This window comes from Sanguibacter sp. HDW7, from assembly GCF_011300875.1.
Taxonomy (GTDB): domain Bacteria; phylum Actinomycetota; class Actinomycetes; order Actinomycetales; family Cellulomonadaceae; genus Flavimobilis.
Genome location: NZ_CP049862.1, coordinates 1,797,951 through 1,813,174, shown reverse-complemented (window position 1 = coordinate 1,813,174; position 15,224 = coordinate 1,797,951). Strand labels below are relative to the sequence as shown.

Annotated in this window: 12 protein-coding genes; 5 read left to right on the top strand and 7 right to left on the bottom strand. The window is 72.0% G+C overall.

Annotated features, from left to right (window positions below):
- The first annotated feature begins 105 nt into the window (after positions 1 to 105).
- The 4 genes from dxs (at position 106) to pflA (ending at position 5,613) form a co-directional block, all read left to right on the top strand.
- Complete coding sequence (gene dxs, locus G7063_RS08435) at positions 106 to 1,977, top strand: 1-deoxy-D-xylulose-5-phosphate synthase (RefSeq protein WP_166414002.1); 1,872 nt, start codon at positions 106 to 108, stop codon at positions 1,975 to 1,977.
- 269 nt (positions 1,978 to 2,246) lie between these two features.
- The gene (locus G7063_RS08430) at positions 2,247 to 4,352 is read left to right on the top strand and encodes a pyruvate formate lyase family protein (RefSeq protein ID WP_166414001.1); all 2,106 of its coding nucleotides are present in this window, start codon (positions 2,247 to 2,249) and stop codon (positions 4,350 to 4,352) included.
- Between the two features lie 31 nt (positions 4,353 to 4,383).
- Positions 4,384 to 4,635, top strand: a complete 252-nt coding sequence (gene grcA2 / locus G7063_RS08425; RefSeq protein WP_102508497.1) for an autonomous glycyl radical cofactor GrcA2 — start codon at positions 4,384 to 4,386, stop codon at positions 4,633 to 4,635.
- Positions 4,636 to 4,728: 93 nt separating this feature from the next.
- Complete coding sequence (gene pflA / locus G7063_RS08420) at positions 4,729 to 5,613, top strand: pyruvate formate-lyase-activating protein (protein ID WP_166414000.1); 885 nt, start codon at positions 4,729 to 4,731, stop codon at positions 5,611 to 5,613.
- 245 nt (positions 5,614 to 5,858) lie between these two features.
- Here pflA and G7063_RS08415 read toward each other — a convergent pair whose 3' ends face one another.
- From G7063_RS08415 to G7063_RS08385, 7 genes are all read right to left on the bottom strand, one after another.
- Positions 5,859 to 6,149 (bottom strand): DUF1416 domain-containing protein, encoded by a 291-nt coding sequence (locus G7063_RS08415; protein WP_166413999.1) that lies wholly within the window; start codon positions 6,147 to 6,149, stop codon positions 5,859 to 5,861.
- Between the two features lie 29 nt (positions 6,150 to 6,178).
- On the bottom strand, positions 6,179 to 7,018 hold the full coding sequence (locus G7063_RS08410; RefSeq protein WP_166413998.1) for a sulfurtransferase: 840 nt from the start codon (positions 7,016 to 7,018) through the stop codon (positions 6,179 to 6,181).
- 196 nt (positions 7,019 to 7,214) lie between these two features.
- Complete coding sequence (locus G7063_RS08405) at positions 7,215 to 9,326, bottom strand: 3-hydroxyacyl-CoA dehydrogenase NAD-binding domain-containing protein (protein ID WP_166413997.1); 2,112 nt, start codon at positions 9,324 to 9,326, stop codon at positions 7,215 to 7,217.
- A complete protein-coding gene (locus G7063_RS08400) occupies positions 9,323 to 10,579 on the bottom strand; it encodes a thiolase family protein (RefSeq protein ID WP_166413996.1) in 1,257 nt (418 codons plus the stop codon). The genes G7063_RS08405 and G7063_RS08400 overlap by 4 nt, the downstream gene beginning before the upstream one ends.
- A gap of 118 nt (positions 10,580 to 10,697) precedes the next feature.
- Positions 10,698 to 11,702: a peptidoglycan bridge formation glycyltransferase FemA/FemB family protein gene (locus G7063_RS08395; RefSeq protein ID WP_166413995.1), complete on the bottom strand. Its 1,005-nt coding sequence runs from the start codon at positions 11,700 to 11,702 to the stop codon at positions 10,698 to 10,700.
- Positions 11,703 to 11,711: 9 nt separating this feature from the next.
- On the bottom strand, positions 11,712 to 12,953 hold the full coding sequence (locus G7063_RS08390) for a ribonuclease D (protein WP_166413994.1): 1,242 nt from the start codon (positions 12,951 to 12,953) through the stop codon (positions 11,712 to 11,714).
- Positions 12,954 to 13,037: 84 nt separating this feature from the next.
- Positions 13,038 to 13,610 (bottom strand): DUF3000 family protein, encoded by a 573-nt coding sequence (locus G7063_RS08385; protein WP_166413993.1) that lies wholly within the window; start codon positions 13,608 to 13,610, stop codon positions 13,038 to 13,040.
- A gap of 147 nt (positions 13,611 to 13,757) precedes the next feature.
- On the opposite strand from G7063_RS08385, the gene gndA reads away from it, so the two are divergent.
- On the top strand, positions 13,758 to 15,191 hold the full coding sequence (gene gndA / locus G7063_RS08380) for an NADP-dependent phosphogluconate dehydrogenase (RefSeq protein ID WP_166413992.1): 1,434 nt from the start codon (positions 13,758 to 13,760) through the stop codon (positions 15,189 to 15,191).
- The last annotated feature ends 33 nt before the right edge of the window (positions 15,192 to 15,224 follow it).

The following is a 15,224-nucleotide window of genomic DNA, read 5'->3' as shown; positions in this document are numbered from 1 at the left end:
ACGCGGCACGTCCCGTGGCGCGTCCGGGAGCCGTCCCGACGTAGAGTGGACGGTCAGCACACGTACGTCCCGGTGGCCCGGGGCGCGACCGGGAACGGGGACGGCATGAGCCTGCTCGAGCACGTCGAGGGACCTGAGGACCTCCGGGGTCTCAGCGCCGAGGAGTGCCGTGTGCTCGCGTCGGAGATCCGCGCGTTCCTCGTGGCGTCCGTCTCTCGTACGGGAGGCCACCTCGGCCCGAACCTCGGGGTCGTCGAGCTGACGCTCGCGATGCACCGCGTCTTCGAGTCCCCGCGCGACACGTTGGTCTTCGACACGGGCCACCAGGCCTACGTCCACAAGCTGCTCACCGGACGCAAGGACTTCTCCGCGCTGCGCCGTCGGGAGGGGCTCTCGGGCTACCCGAGCCGCGCCGAGTCGGCGCACGACGTCGTCGAGAACTCGCACGCGTCGACGTCGCTGTCGTGGGCCGACGGCATCGCGAAGGCCAACGTCCTCGCGGGCCGTACCGACCGTCACGTCGTCGCCGTCATCGGCGACGGGGCGCTCACGGGCGGCATGGCCTGGGAGGCCCTCAACAACATCGCCGCCTCGGAGACCGAGCGGCTCGTCGTCGTCGTCAACGACAACGGGCGCAGCTACGCGCCGACGATCGGCGGCCTGGCCCACCACCTCGACACGCTGCGCACGACGCGCGGGTACGAGGACTTCCTGCGATGGGGCAAGCGCACGCTCACGCGCTCGGGCATCCCGGGCCGCATGGCGTACGACGCGCTGCACGCGCTCAAGAAGGGCGTCAAGGACGCGCTCGCGCCGCAGGGCCTCTTCGAGGACCTCGGCCTCAAGTACGTCGGGCCCGTCGACGGGCACGACACGGAGGCTCTCGAGCGCGCGCTCGCCTCGGCGAAGGCCTACGGCGGCCCGGTGCTCGTCCACGTCATGACGGAGAAGGGCCGTGGCTACACGCCGGCCGAGCAGGACATCGCCGACCGCTTCCACGCGGTGGGCCAGATCCACCCGGAGACGGGCCTGCCCGTGGCGCCGTCGCGCTTCGGCTGGACGAGCGTGTTCGCCGACGAGATCGTGCAGATCGGCCGCTCGCGCCCTGACGTCGTCGGGATCACGGCCGCGATGCTCGCACCGGTCGGCCTCGCACCGTTCGCCGAGCAGTTCCCGGACCGGACCTTCGACGTCGGAATCGCGGAGCAGCACGCCGTGACGGCGGCCGCGGGCATGGCGTTCGCGGGGCTCCACCCGGTCGTCGCGCTCTACGCGACGTTCCTCAACCGGGCGTTCGACCAGGTGCTCATGGACGTCGCGCTCCACCGCGCGGGCGTGACCTTCGTGCTCGACCGCGCCGGCATCACGGGTGACGACGGCGCGAGCCACAACGGCATGTGGGACCTCGCGATGCTGCGGATCGTCCCGGGGCTGCGTCTCGCGACCCCGCGCGACGAGCCCACGATGCGTGCGGCGCTGCGCGACGCGGTCGCTGTCGACGACGCGCCGACGGTCCTGCGCTACCCCAAGGGCGCGCTCGGCGACCCGCTGCGCGCGGTCGGCACGCTCGACGACGTCGACGTCCTTGCGGAGCACCCGGGAGAGGGCGTGCGCGTCCTGCTCGTCGGCATCGGCTCGATGGCGCCGACGGCGCTCGCTGCGGCCGCAGAGCTCGCGGCGCTGGGCATCCCGTCGACCGTCCTCGCGCCGACGTGGGTGCTGCCCGTGCCGTCGGGCGTCGTCAAGGCGGCCGGCGAGCACGACCTCGTCGTGACGCTCGAGGACGGCCTCGCGTCGGGCGGCATCGGTGCGGCGATCGCGGAGACGTGCGCGCGCGACGGTGTGCGGACTCCCGTGCGGACCGTCGGGCTGCCGACGGCGTTCCTCGACCACGCGTCTCGCGACCAGGTCGTCGAGGCGAACCGGATGTCGGCGGGCGACGTCGTCGCGGACGTCGTGAGGGCTCTCGGCCGCTGAGCTGCGGGCCGGGCCGGCGCCCGGCGTCGACGCCAGTCCGGGCGTCTTGTCAGCGTGTCCCAGGACCGCGGGGGAGCGTGCGCTGGCAGGCTGGGACGATGGGCGCCCGGCGAGTGCCGAAACCCTTGCGGGACCAGCGAGAAGACGTGTGACGCACGACTCAGGGGATGGGGCCTCGGGACGGCCGAAGGTCCCAAGTCATCCTACGTATTTCTCAGTACCTTGGTTCCAAGATCACACGACGATCGAGCGAACTACTGGAGACGGCGATGACGACGACGGAGACCAGCCCCACCATCGACGGTGCGGCGACCCCTGACCCCTGGCGCGGGTTCGAGACCGGTCCGTGGACCGAGTCCGTCGACCTGCGTGACTTCATCCTGCGGAACTACACGCCCTTCGAGGGCGACGCGTCCTTCCTCGCAGGCCCCACGGCCAAGACCCTGCGCGTCTGGGAGACGCTCGAGAAGGAGTTCCTCTCCGTCGAGCGCGAGCGCCGGGTCTACGACGTCGACACCGACACCCCCGCGGACATCGATGCGTTCCCCGCGGGCTACATCAGCTCCGACGACGACGTCATCGTGGGCCTGCAGACCGACACGCCGCTCAAGCGCGCGATGATGCCCTCGGGCGGCTGGCGCATGGTCGAGACCGCGATCCGTGAGGCCGGCAAGGAGCCGAACCTCGCCGTCAAGGAGATCTTCACGAAGTACCGCAAGACCCACAACGACGGGGTCTTCGACATCTACACCCCCCGCATCCGCGCCGCGCGCTCGTCGCACATCATCACGGGCCTGCCCGACGCCTACGGCCGCGGCCGCATCATCGGCGACTACCGCCGCGTCGCGCTCTACGGCGTCGACTTCCTCATCGCGGAGAAGCTCAAGGACAAGGACGCGGTCACCGACCAGCCGTTCTCCGAGCACTGGGCGCGCTACCGCGAGGAGCACTCCGAGCAGGTCAAGGCGCTCAAGAAGCTCAAGAACCTCGGCACGCAGTACGGCTTCGACCTCGGTCGCCCCGCCGCCACCGCGCTCGAGGCCGTCCAGTGGACGTACTTCGGCTACCTCGCCTCGGTGAAGTCGCAGGACGGCGCCGCGATGTCGATCGGTCGCCTCTCCGGCTTCTTCGACGCGTACGTCGAGCGTGACCTCGCCGAGGGCACGATCACCGAGTCCGACGCGCAGGAGATGATCGACGCCCTCGTCATCAAGCTCCGCATCGTGCGCTTCCTCCGCACGATCGACTACGACCAGATCTTCTCGGGCGACCCCTACTGGGCCACGTGGTCCGACGGCGGCCTCGGCGAGGACGGCCGCACCCTCGTGACGAAGACGTCGTTCCGCCTGCTGCAGACGCTGCGGAACCTCGGCCCGGCCCCCGAGCCGAACATCACGATCTTCTGGGACGAGACCCTGCCCGACGGGTACAAGGAGTTCTGCGCCGCGATCTCGATCGAGACGAGCGCGATCCAGTACGAGTCCGACGAGCAGATCCGTGAGCGCTGGGGCGACGACGCGGCCATCGCGTGCTGCGTCTCCCCGATGCAGGTCGGCAAGCAGATGCAGTTCTTCGGAGCGCGCGTCAACGCCGCCAAGGCGCTCCTCTACGCGATGAACGGTGGTCGCGACGAGGTCTCCGGCAAGCAGATCGTCGCCGGCTACGAGCCCGTCCAGGGTGACGGCCCGCTCGAGTTCGACGACGTCTGGAACCGCTACGAGGCCATGCTCGACTGGGTCGTCGGGACGTACGTCGAGGCGCTCAACATCATCCACTACAGCCACGACAAGTACGCGTACGAGGCCATGGAGATGGCCCTGCACGACTCGGACATCGTGCGGACGATGGGCTGCGGCATCGCCGGCCTCTCGATCGTCGCGGACTCGCTCGCAGCCATCAAGTTCGCCAAGGTCACGCCCGTCCGCGACGAGACCGGCCTCATCGTCGACTACGTCACCGAGGGTGACTTCCCGACGTACGGCAACGACGACGACAAGGCCGACGACATCGCGGCGACGATCGTCCACACGGTCATGGCGAAGATCAAGGCCATGCCGATGTACCGCGACGCGATCCCGACGCAGTCGGTCCTCACGATCACGTCGAACGTCGTCTACGGCAAGGCCACCGGCTCGTTCCCCTCGGGCCACGAGGCCGGCACGCCGTTCGCGCCGGGCGCGAACCCGGAGAACGGCGCCGACACGCACGGCATGGTCGCCTCGATGATGTCCGTCGGCAAGCTCGACTACAACGACGCGCTCGACGGCATCTCGCTGACGAACACGATCACCCCGGCCGGCCTCGGTCGCACCAAGGAGGAGCAGGTCGGCAACCTCGTCGGCATCCTCGACTCGGGCTTCGTCCCGCAGGACTGACCCCACCAACGGATACGCAGGAAAGGGAATCATCATGGCCAAGACCTACGACGAGCGCCTCGCTGACATGAAGGCCGCCCGTGACGCCAACGGTGGGGTCAAGGGGCTCTACCACGCGAACATCAACGTCCTCAACAAGGAGACGCTCGAGGACGCGATGGAGCACCCCGAGAAGTACCCGCAGCTCACGGTCCGCGTCTCGGGCTACGCGGTGAACTTCGTCAAGCTCACCCGCGAGCAGCAGCTCGACGTCCTCTCGCGCACGTTCCACCACAGCGCCTGAGACACTAGGGGGCGGGGGCCCGGACCGGGTCCCCGCCCCGCTCAGCACGCATCACCCGCACCCGGCAGCGCACCACGAGGAAGGACCGACGACATGACGATCCTGGAGACGCCCCAGGCGGCGGTGGCTGACGGCGCGAGCGGCGACCAGGGCTTCGAGGCGCCCGTCGGCCGCGCCGCGGGAGCGGGCCTCGTCGGCCTCGAGCTGAGCGACGCGGACCGCTCGGAGAAGTTCGCGCAGATGCGCTCCGGACTCCTCGGCTCGGTCCACTCCTGGGAGCTCGTCACGGCCGTCGACGGCCCGGGCACCCGCATGACGATCTTCCTCTCGGGCTGCCCGCTGCGCTGCCTGTACTGCCACAACCCCGACACGATGGCGATGCGCAACGGCGAGCCCGTCGAGGCCACCGAGCTGCTGCGTCGCATCAAGCGCTACCGTCGCATCTTCGCGAACTCCGGGGGTGGCATCACGCTCTCGGGCGGCGAGGTGCTCATGCAGCCCGCCTTCGCGGCGACGCTCCTGCGGGGCGCCAAGGAGATGGGCATCCACACCGCCATCGACACCTCGGGCTACCTCGGTGCTGCGTGCACCGACGAGATGCTCGCGGACGTCGACCTCGTGCTCCTCGACGTGAAGTCGGGCGACCCGGAGACGTACAAGAAGGTCACGGGTCGCGCGCTCGAGCCGACGCTGAAGTTCGGTCGCCGGCTCGCCGAGTCCGGCACGGAGGTCTGGCTGCGTTTCGTCCTCGTCCCCGGCCTCACGGACGACCCGGAGAACGTCGAGAAGGTCGCCGAGTACGCCGCGACGCTCCCGACGGTCACGCGCGTCGAGGTCCTGCCCTTCCACCAGATGGGCAAGGACAAGTGGGACAGCCTCGGCATGCCCTATGAGCTCGGCGACACCCAGCCGCCGTCGAACGCCGAGGTCGACCGCGTGCGCGAGCAGTTCCGCGCCAAGGGCCTCACCGTCTACTGAGCACTCGATCTGTCCTGCGTGTCGACGCCGACACGCGCAGAGAGCCCCGCACCGTCCAGGTGCGGGGCTCTCGTGGTGCGGACGGACGTCCCGCGCCCGCGACCGCGAGGGGTCGTCGGGTGCGGACGACGGTCGTCGCCGGGTCGCCACGGCCGGGATCAGGAGAACCGCCCGACGTGACCCGGCGGACGCGCCTCCCGTCCGCCCGGTGGCTGCCGGCCGGACGGGCGACGACGCCCGTCGGACTAGAGGGGGACGGCGACCGTCGTGCGACCCTCGGCGGCGTCGACGTCCACCGAGGTGTTTCCGGCACGCGACAGGACGCGCAGCTCCCACGCAGCGGGCCGCGCGTAGAACGTGAACGTACCCGTCGGGCCCGTGACGACCTCGGCGGTGAACTCACCGCTCGCGTCGTGCAGCCTCACGTAGGCGCCCGGGACGGGCTCGCCCGTGAGCGTCACGGTGCCGTCGACGACGGTTGCGCCCGGCGCGAGCGCGACGGGGCCGTCCTGGACGGGTGCTCCGCAGCCGGTCATGTCGATCCTCCTGGGTTCGTCCGTCCGGCTCAGGCCGGGACGGGGACCTCGATGGGCGCGCCGACGAGGGAGCCGTACTCGACCCACGAGCCGTCGTAGTTCTTGACGTCGGGAAGGTCGAGGAGCTGGGAGAGGACGAACCACGTGTGGCTCGAACGCTCGCCGATCCGGCAGTAGGCGATGGTCGAGCGCGACGTGTCGATGCCCGCAGCGCCGTAGAGCTCGGCGAGCTCGGCGTCGGAACGGAACGTGCCGTCGTCGTTCGCGGCCTTCGACCACGGGACGTTGATCGCACCGGGGACGTGGCCGCCACGCTGCGCGTGCTCCTGGGGGAGGTGGGCCGGTCCGAGGATCTTGCCCGTGAACTCCTCGGGCGAGCGGACGTCGACGAGGTTCTTGCCGCCGATCGACGCGACGACCTCGTCGCGGAACGCGCGGAGCGTGAGGTCCTGCTCGGTCGCGACGTACTGCGTCGCGGGGCGGGCCACGGTCTCAGCGTCGAGGGGGCGACCGTCGAGCTCCCACTTCTTGCGGCCGCCGTCGACGAGGCGGACGTCCTGGTGGCCGTAGAGCTTGAAGTACCAGAACGCGTACGCCGCGAACCAGTTGTTGTTGCCGCCGTAGAGGACGACGGTGTCGTCGTTCGCGACGCCGCGGGCGGAGAGCAGCGCCTCGAAGCCGGCGCGGTCGACGAAGTCACGGCGGACGGCGTCCTGGAGGTCGAGCTTCCAGTCGAGCTTGATCGCGCCCGGGATGTGGGCGCCGTCGTAGGCCGTCGTGTCCTCGTCGACCTCGACGAAGACGATGCCGGGGGTGGCGAGGTTGGCCTCGGCCCAGTCGGCCGAGACGAGGACGTCGCTGCGTGCCATGGGGATCCTCCTGGTTCCGGGGGCGCCCCGTCCGGGCGTCCGCTCTTCTGAGCCAGAAAGTAGACCGCGTTGCTCGGGATGCGAGGGCTTCGCCTGAACGTCTCACATCCCGGACGCGCTGTCCGCCCCCACCTGACGGATTGACGGCTTCCGACCATCGAATGGTCGGAAGCCGCCAATCCGTGCGGGAGAGGGATCAGGAGGCGTGGGGGACGTTGGCGACGCCGTCGGGGAGCAGTCGACGGCCCAGAACCCGCTCGGACGTGCCCGTGCGGTCGAGGTACGGCGCGATGCCACCCGTCGCGAAGTGCCAGCCGGCGCCGAGGATCATGCAGACGTCGATCTGGCTGACGTCGGCGACGACCCCCTCGTCGAGCATGTGCCCGATCTCGACCGCGAGCGCCGTGAGCACGCGCTCGAGCACCCCGGCCTCGTCGAGCGCACCCGGCCCGCCCGGCTCGCCGAACACCTCCTGGATCGCGGGGTCGACCCGCGCGGGAAGCCCCTTGGCGATCGGCGGCAGGACGACCTTGATGCCTTCCGCGACGATGCGCTCGAGCCCGGGAGACCGCGCGAACCGCTCGCCGAGGTCCTCGCGCAGCGACGTGAGGACGTGGAGGCCCACCGCAGGCCCGACGAGGTCGAAGAGCGCGTACGGTCCCATGGGCAGGCCTAGCGGCCGCAGCGCACGGTCGGCGACCTCGACTGGCGTGCCCTCCTCGACGGCGCGGACGATCTCCCCGAGCAGCAGGACGAGGAGACGGTTGACGACGAAGCCGGGCCGGTCGGCGACGCCGACGGCCGTCTTGCGCAGCTTGGCCGCGACGGCGAACGCGGTCGCGAGGGTCGCCTCGTCGGTCGCGTCCGCGCGGACGACCTCGACGAGAGGCATCTGCGCGACCGGGTTGAAGAAGTGCAGACCGACGACGCGCTCGGGATGCACGAGGTCCGCGGCCATCTCGCTGACGGAGAGCGCCGAGGTGTTCGTCGCGAGCACGGTCTCGGGACCGACGATGCCCTCGACCTCGGCGAGCACCCGCTTCTTGAGGGAGAGCACCTCGGTGACGGCCTCGATGACGAGGTCGCACGCCGCCATGTCCTCGAGGACGGTCGTGCCGTCGACGGACGCGACGATGCGCGCGCCCGCGTCGGTCGACATACGACCTGAGCCGACGAGCTTCTCGACGGTCCCGCGGACGTGCGCGAGGCCCTTGGCGACGCGCTCGTCATCGAGGTCCCGCATGACGACGGGCACGCCGAGACGCTGCGCGAGCAGGAGCGCGAGCTGCGCGGCCATGAGGCCCGCGCCGACGACGCCGACCCGGGTCACGGGGCGCGCAAGCTCCTTGGGCGGGGCACCCTGCGGCTTCTTCGCGCCCGAGACGTTCGTGAACGCGTAGATGCTCGCGCGCAGCTCGTCGGTCATGAGGAGGTCGGCGAGCGCCTCGTCCTCGGCGGCGAAGCCCTCCTCGCGGGACGTGCCCGGGCCGAGGGCGAGCAGGTCGAGCGCCCGGTACGGGGCGGGGCGGGCCCCCGCGACGACGATGTCGACCTGCGCGCGGGCGCGCGCGACGACGGCGGCCCACTCGTCGGCCTCGACGGGCTCGGGGCGTGTGACGACAGTCTCGCCGCGGACGACGGACGCAGCCCACGCGATCGAGCGGGCGAGGAAGTCGGCGCTGTCGAGAAGGATGTCCGCGAGCCCGATGTCGACTGCCTCGGCGGGCTTGTAGGGCTTGTTCTGCGCGGGGCGCACGAGGATGACCTCGCACGCGCGCTCGATGCCGACGAGGCGCGGCACGAGGTGCGCGCCCCCCCAGCCGGGCACGAGCCCGAGCGAGGTCTCGGGCAGCGCGAGCGCCCCGGCGGAGGTCGACACGGTGCGATAGTCGCACGCGAGCGCGAGCTCGAGGCCGCCGCCGAGCGCGACGCCGTTGACGAACGCGAACGTCGGCACGCCCGCGTCGTGCAGGAGGCTGTACGCGGCGTGGCCGGCGCGTCCGAGCTCGCGCGCCTCGTCGCGGGTCGCGAGCGAGCCCGCCTGCGTGAGGTCGGCTCCCGCAGCGAGGACGTACGGCTTGCCCGTCATGCCGATGGCCTGGATCTCGCCGGCGGCCGCGCGGTCGCGCATGCCCTCGAGCGCTGCGCGCAGCCCGGCGAGCCCTTCGGGCCCGAGCGTCGTCGGCCTGGTGTGGTCGAGGCCGTTGTCGAGGGTGAGCAGGGCCATCGTCCCGGCGCCGCCGGCCATCGTCACGTCGCGGACGAGGGAGCGTGCGACGCGCTCGGCGCGTGCGGTCGTCGTGGTCATCGGTCGGTCCCCTCGGTCGCGGCGGGCACGTGGCCCGAGTAGTCGGCGTGGTGCGGGTTCTCCCAGACCACGGTGCCGCCCATGCCGAGCCCGACGCACATCGTCGTGAGGCCGTAGCGGACCTCCGGGTGCGACTCGAAGTGGCGGGCGAGCTGCGTCATGAGGCGTACGCCCGAGGACGCCAGCGGGTGCCCGACGGCGATCGCGCCGCCGTCGGGGTTGACCCGCACGTCGTCGTCGGCGAGCCCGAAGTGGTCGGTGAACGCGAGGACCTGGATCGCGAACGCCTCGTTGATCTCGACGAGGCCGATGTCGTCGATCGTCAGGCCGGCGCTGCGCAGGGCGCGCTCCGTCGCGGGGATGGGGCCCAGCCCCATGACCTCGGGGTCGACGCCCGCGTACGCGAACGACACGAGGCGCATGCGGACGGGCAGGTCGAGCTCGGCGGCGGTCTCGCCCGACGCGAGCAGGCACATCGTCGAGCCGTCGGTGAGGGGCGAGGCGTTGCCCGCGGTGACGCGGCCTCCGGGGCGGAACGGGGTCTTGAGGTCGCGCATGCCCTCGACGGTCGTGCCGGGGCGCGGGAGCTCGTCGGCGGTCGCGAGGCCCCAGCCGAGCTCGGCGGAGCGGATCGCGACCGGGACGAGGTCGGGCTCGACGCGTCCTGCGGCGAGCGCGGCGGCGTAGCGGCGCTGCGACTCGGCGCCGTACGCGTCGGCGCGCTCCTTCGTGAGGTGGGGGAGCCGGTCGTGGAGCGTCTCGGCGGTCGCGCCCATGACGAGCGCGTCGCCCGCGACGAGCCGGTCGGCGACGAAGCGAGGGTTGGGGTCGGCGTCGAAGCCCATGGGGTGGTGGCCCATGTGCTCGACGCCTCCGGCGATCGTCACGTCCTGCATGCCCGTGGCGATCGCCGACGCGGTCGTCGTCACGGCGGTCATGGCTCCTGCGCACATGCGGTCGATCGCGAAGCCGGGGACGGTGCGGAGCAGTCCTGCGAGGACGGCGACGGAGCGGCCGAGGGTGAGGCCCTGGTCGCCGCGCTGGGTCGTCGCGGCGATCGCGACCTCGTCGATGCGGTCGTGGGGGAGGTTCGGGACGCGGTCGAGGAGGCCGCGCAGGACGGCGACGGCTAGGTCGTCGGCGCGGGTCTCGGCGTAGAGGCCGTCGGGACGCGCCTTGCCGAACGGGGAGCGCACCCCCTCGACGAAGACGACGTCGCGCAGTGCGCGACGTGCGGGCTGGGCCACGGGCATGGCTTCTCCTGATCTGGACGACGGTGTCCGGAGCTGTTCGCTCGTTCAGGTACACGATACCGCGGGTATCAGTAAAAAGCGCAAGCGGAGGGACCGAGGTCCCGCGACAGGCCTCGGATCAGCCGCGACGCAGGCGGCGCACGGCCTTCTTCGCGGTCGGCAGCACGCGGTCCCACACGTCGAACATCGGCCCGAACGGCACCTCGAGCGTGCCCACGAGCTCGTCCGTGTGCTGGGCGAACGACTTCTTGAACTCGCTGATGCCGTCGTTGAGCAGGCCGTTCATGTCATAGCGACGAGCCCCGGCCTCCGCCGCGAGCCGCACCGCGTGCCACTTCACGGGGGCGTTGGCACGCAGCCTGCGCCCCGCGTCGTCGACGCCGCCGTAGAGCTCGAACGCCGTCGAGCCCGAGAGCACGTCCCAGACGAACGAGCACGGTCGGCCGTCCTCGAACGCCGCGACGAGCAGCGAGGCCTCGCCCAGCTCGCGGTGGATCGCGAGGTAGTAGTCGTCGTCGTGGAGCGCGAAGCCCGCGTGCTCGGCCGAGACCCGGTAGAGCGCGATGACCGCGCGCACCTCGGCCTCGTCCGTGACGCGCCGGACGTCGAGGCCCGTCCGTGCGGCCTTGCGGATGTCGTAGCGCGTCGAACGACCGGCTGCCGCGAGCAACTCGTCCTCGGTCTTCGTGAGGTCGAGGACGAGCGTGCTCGGGTAGAGGATCGTGTGCGCGGCAGGGCGTGACCCGGGCAGGTCGACGTTCGTGCCGGCGTCCCAGTCGGGCTCGAGAGCGATGCCGATGCCCTTGACCTCGCGGCGGCAGTGCTCGACGACGGCCTGCGCGACCGCGGAGCGCTCAGCCTCCGTGCCGACCCCGTCGGAGCCGACGAACGGCCCGCGCGGCACGTGCGCGAAGGCGCGGAAGGGCGCCGGGAGCCGGCGCACGAGCACCTGCGCGCCGCCGACCGTCGTCCCGTCCTCGGCGACCGCGCGCAGCCGCAGCGGACGCCACGCGCCCGTGGCCTTGACCTCGCCCCAGCCCCACAGCTGGAGCGGATGACCACCCCCGGCGTCCACCAGTCGGTTCCACTCGGCAGGGTCGGTGACGGTCTCGATGTGCAGCACCCGACAACCCTATCCGGCGGCGCCGATCGCGGCCGCGAGAGGCCCCGCGAGCAGTTCGGTCTGCCATGCGCGAGCACCTCGACCGGCGAGCGCCTCCGTGACGGTCTCCTCCGTGACGACCTGCGGCGGCGTCCAGCACAGCCGACGCAGCGCGTCCGGCTGCAGGAGGTTCTCGACGGGCACCGCGAGGCGCTCGGAGAGCTCGACGACGACCGCGCGCGCAGCGTCGAGCCGCGCAGCGGCCTCGGGCTCGCGGTCGGCCCACGCGCGCGGCGGCGGTGGGGCGTCCGTGCGGGGCCCGCGCAGCGGCGGCAGGTCGGCCTCGGGCAGGGCCAGGCCCGCGTCGATCGCCGACTGCCACATCGGTGCGCGACGCGACGTGCCGCGGCCCGCGAACGTCGGGAGCGCCGTCAGCGCTCCGACGTTGCGGGGCAGCGCCTGCGCGGCCGCGACGATCGCGCGGTCGGGGAGGACGCGGCCCGGCGAGATGTCGCGCCGGCGCGCGTTGTCCTCGCGCGCCTCCCACAGCGACCGGACGACGCCGAGCTGGCGGCGCGATCGCAGCGAGTGGACGCCCGACACACGACGCCACGGGTCGACGCGCGGAGCGGGCGGCGGCGCGAGCCGCACGGCCTCGAACTCCTGACGGGCCCACTCGGACTTGCCCTGCGCCTCGAGCCTCTCGGCGAGCGCGTCGCGCAGGTCGACGAGCACCTCGACGTCGAGCGCCGCGTACGTGAGCCACGAGGCCGGCAGGGGGCGCGTCGACCAGTCGACGGCCGAGTGCTCCTTCGCGAGCCCGAGCCCGAGCACCTCCGCGACGACCGCGCCGAGGCCCACCCGCTCGAGACCGAGGAGGCGCGCCGCGAGCTCCGTGTCGAAGATCGCGTCCGGCACGAGGCCCTGCTCGCTCAGCGCGTGGAGGTCCTGGGACGCCGCGTGGAACACCCACTCGACGCCGTGGAGCGCGTCGCTCAGACCCGAGAGGTCGGGGAGCGCGACGGGGTCGACGAGCGCGGTGCCCGCGCCCGCGCGACGCAGCTGCACGAGATAGTTCTGCTGCCCGTACCGGTAGCCCGAGGCCCGCTCGGCATCGACCGCGACGGGGCCGGAGCCGCCCGCGAACGCCTCGACCGCGCGGGCGAGCCCCGCCGGGGTCGTGAGGACGTCGGGGACGCCGTCAGCAGGAGCTGTGAGCGGGGTGATGTCGGGTTCCTCGACCGCGGAAGCGGACGGTGCGGTCTGGCTCATGGGGGCAAGGCTAGACCCGCGCGGCTCCGTGGCACGGGAGCGACGCGGTGCGGGAAGCAGGCGGTGCGGGACGGACCGAGAGCGTCAGCGACGGTCGTCGAGCAGCGTCACGCCGAGCGGCGGCACGCCAGCGAAGAGTCGCAGGACGCGCGCCCACGCCGTGAGGAACGCGCCGACCGCGGGGTCGACCGACGACCATGAGGCACGGAGCTCGAGCTCGACCTCCTCGGGACGGCCCGCGACCGAGCCGTGGCTCGTCGTGATGGTCCGCGTCACCGAGCCGCCCGGCTCGACCGCCTCGACCGGGCAGGCCTCGAGGGCCTCGAGCATCCAGTCCCACGCGACCTCGGGGAGCATGGGATCGCCCGACATCTCCTCGTCGAGCTCCGCGCGCACGAGCACGATGACGCGGAACACGCCGTCGTCGACGGGTGTGACGGGCGGGTCGTAGAGGACGACGAAGGTGCCGTCGGCGACCTCGTCATCGGGCGCGCCGGCGCGGGCGAGCGAGCCCGAGAGCGCCACGGCGAACGCGGCGGCGCGCGACGGCGCGGGCACCTCACGCACCTCGATCCCGGCGTCGAGGGCGGCCGCACGCAACGAGGTGAGCGCCTGCGCGAACTGCGCGGGCACCTGCGTGAGCGCGGTGGCGACCATGGCGTCACTGTAGGCATCGGCGAAGCGCCCCGGGGCGCGCCACGCCGCGGACGGTGGCGGACACATGCTGGTCGCCGGGGCGGGCCGCGAGGGGCGCGCGATATCCTCGCAGGCGGAACATGTTCATCTGGAGGGAGAGTTCACACGATGACGGCACGCGCCCAGATCGGCGTCACAGGGCTTGCGGTGATGGGCCGCAACCTTGCCCGCAACTTCGCACGTCACGGCTACACGGTCGCGGTGCACAACCGCTCCTACGCCAAGACGGCCTCGCTCGTCGCCGACCACGGTGACGACGGCGACTTCGTCGCCTCGGAGTCGATGGCTGACTTCGTCGCCTCGCTCGCACGGCCCCGCAAGGTCGTCATCATGGTGAAGGCGGGCGCCGCGACGGACGCCGTCATCGCCGAGCTCGTCCCCCTCCTCGAGGAGGGCGACATCGTCATCGACGCGGGCAACGCGCACTTCCCCGACACGCGTCGCCGCGAGGCCGAGCTCAAGGCCCACGGCCTGCACTTCGTCGGCACCGGCGTCTCCGGCGGCGAGGAGGGTGCACTCAACGGCCCCTCGATCATGCCCGGCGGCTCGCCCGAGTCCTACGAGTGGCTCGGCCCGATCCTCGAGGACATCTCGGCCAAGGTCGACGGTGTCCCGTGCTGCACGTACGTCGGCCCGGACGGCGCCGGCCACTTCGTCAAGATGGTGCACAACGGCATCGAGTACGCCGACATGCAGCTCATCGCCGAGGCCTACGACCTGCTCAAGCAGGGTCTGGGTGCCTCGGCGGCCGAGATCGCCGAGATCTTCGCCGAGTGGAACAAGGGCGACCTCGAGTCGTTCCTCATCGAGATCACGGCCGACGTCCTCGCGCACGTCGACGCCGAGACCGGCAAGGCTTTCGTCGACATCGTGCTCGACCGCGCCGAGCAGAAGGGCACGGGCCGCTGGACGGTCCAGAACGCCCTCGACCTGGGCGTGCCGATCACAGGCATCGCCGAGGCGACGTTCGCGCGCGCTCTCTCGGGCTCGGTCCCGCAGCGCGAGGCCGGCCGTGTCCTGCCCGCCGAGGCAGGCTCGTGGGCCGTCACCGACCGCGCCGCGTTCATCGAGGACGTGCGCCTCGCGCTGTTCGCGTCGAAGGTCGTCGCGTACTCGCAGGGCTTCGACCAGATCGCCGCGGCGTCGGCCGAGCTCGGCTGGAACATCGACCGTGGCGCCATGGCGCGCATCTGGCGCGGCGGCTGCATCATCCGCGCCCGCTTCCTCAACCGCATCACCGAGGCCTACGAGCGCAACCCGGAGCTCTCGCTGCTCCTCGCCGACCCGTACTTCACGGAGCAGGTCGGCCAGGGTGTAGGCGCGTGGCGCAGGATCGTCGCGCAGGCGGCGCTCAACGGCGTCCCGACGCCCGCGTTCTCGTCGTCGCTCGCCTACTACGACGGCGTGCGTGCCGAGCGTCTGCCCGCGAACCTCATCCAGGCGCAGCGCGACTTCTTCGGAGCGCACACGTACCAGCGTGTCGACAAGGGCGGCGTCTTCCACACCGAGTGGTCGGGCGACCGGACCGAGTCCGACGCCTGACCCGCACCACCACCCCGCACGGCGGGGCGTTCG

Excerpts from the sequence above, each read along its gene's own strand:
- G7063_RS08430 (WP_166414001.1), top strand. The coding sequence starts at position 2,247 with ATGACGACGACGGAGACCAGCCCCACCATCGACGGTGCGGCGACCCCT.
- G7063_RS08390 (WP_166413994.1), bottom strand. The coding sequence starts at position 12,953 with ATGAGCCAGACCGCACCGTCCGCTTCCGCGGTCGAGGAACCCGACATC.
- G7063_RS08415 (WP_166413999.1), bottom strand. The coding sequence starts at position 6,149 with ATGACCGGCTGCGGAGCACCCGTCCAGGACGGCCCCGTCGCGCTCGCG.
- pflA (WP_166414000.1), top strand. The coding sequence starts at position 4,729 with ATGACGATCCTGGAGACGCCCCAGGCGGCGGTGGCTGACGGCGCGAGC.
- G7063_RS08410 (WP_166413998.1), bottom strand. The coding sequence starts at position 7,018 with ATGGCACGCAGCGACGTCCTCGTCTCGGCCGACTGGGCCGAGGCCAAC.
- G7063_RS08385 (WP_166413993.1), bottom strand. The coding sequence starts at position 13,610 with ATGGTCGCCACCGCGCTCACGCAGGTGCCCGCGCAGTTCGCGCAGGCG.
- G7063_RS08400 (WP_166413996.1), bottom strand. The coding sequence starts at position 10,579 with ATGCCCGTGGCCCAGCCCGCACGTCGCGCACTGCGCGACGTCGTCTTC.
- G7063_RS08405 (WP_166413997.1), bottom strand. The coding sequence starts at position 9,326 with ATGACCACGACGACCGCACGCGCCGAGCGCGTCGCACGCTCCCTCGTC.
- gndA (WP_166413992.1), top strand. The coding sequence starts at position 13,758 with ATGACGGCACGCGCCCAGATCGGCGTCACAGGGCTTGCGGTGATGGGC.
- dxs (WP_166414002.1), top strand. The coding sequence starts at position 106 with ATGAGCCTGCTCGAGCACGTCGAGGGACCTGAGGACCTCCGGGGTCTC.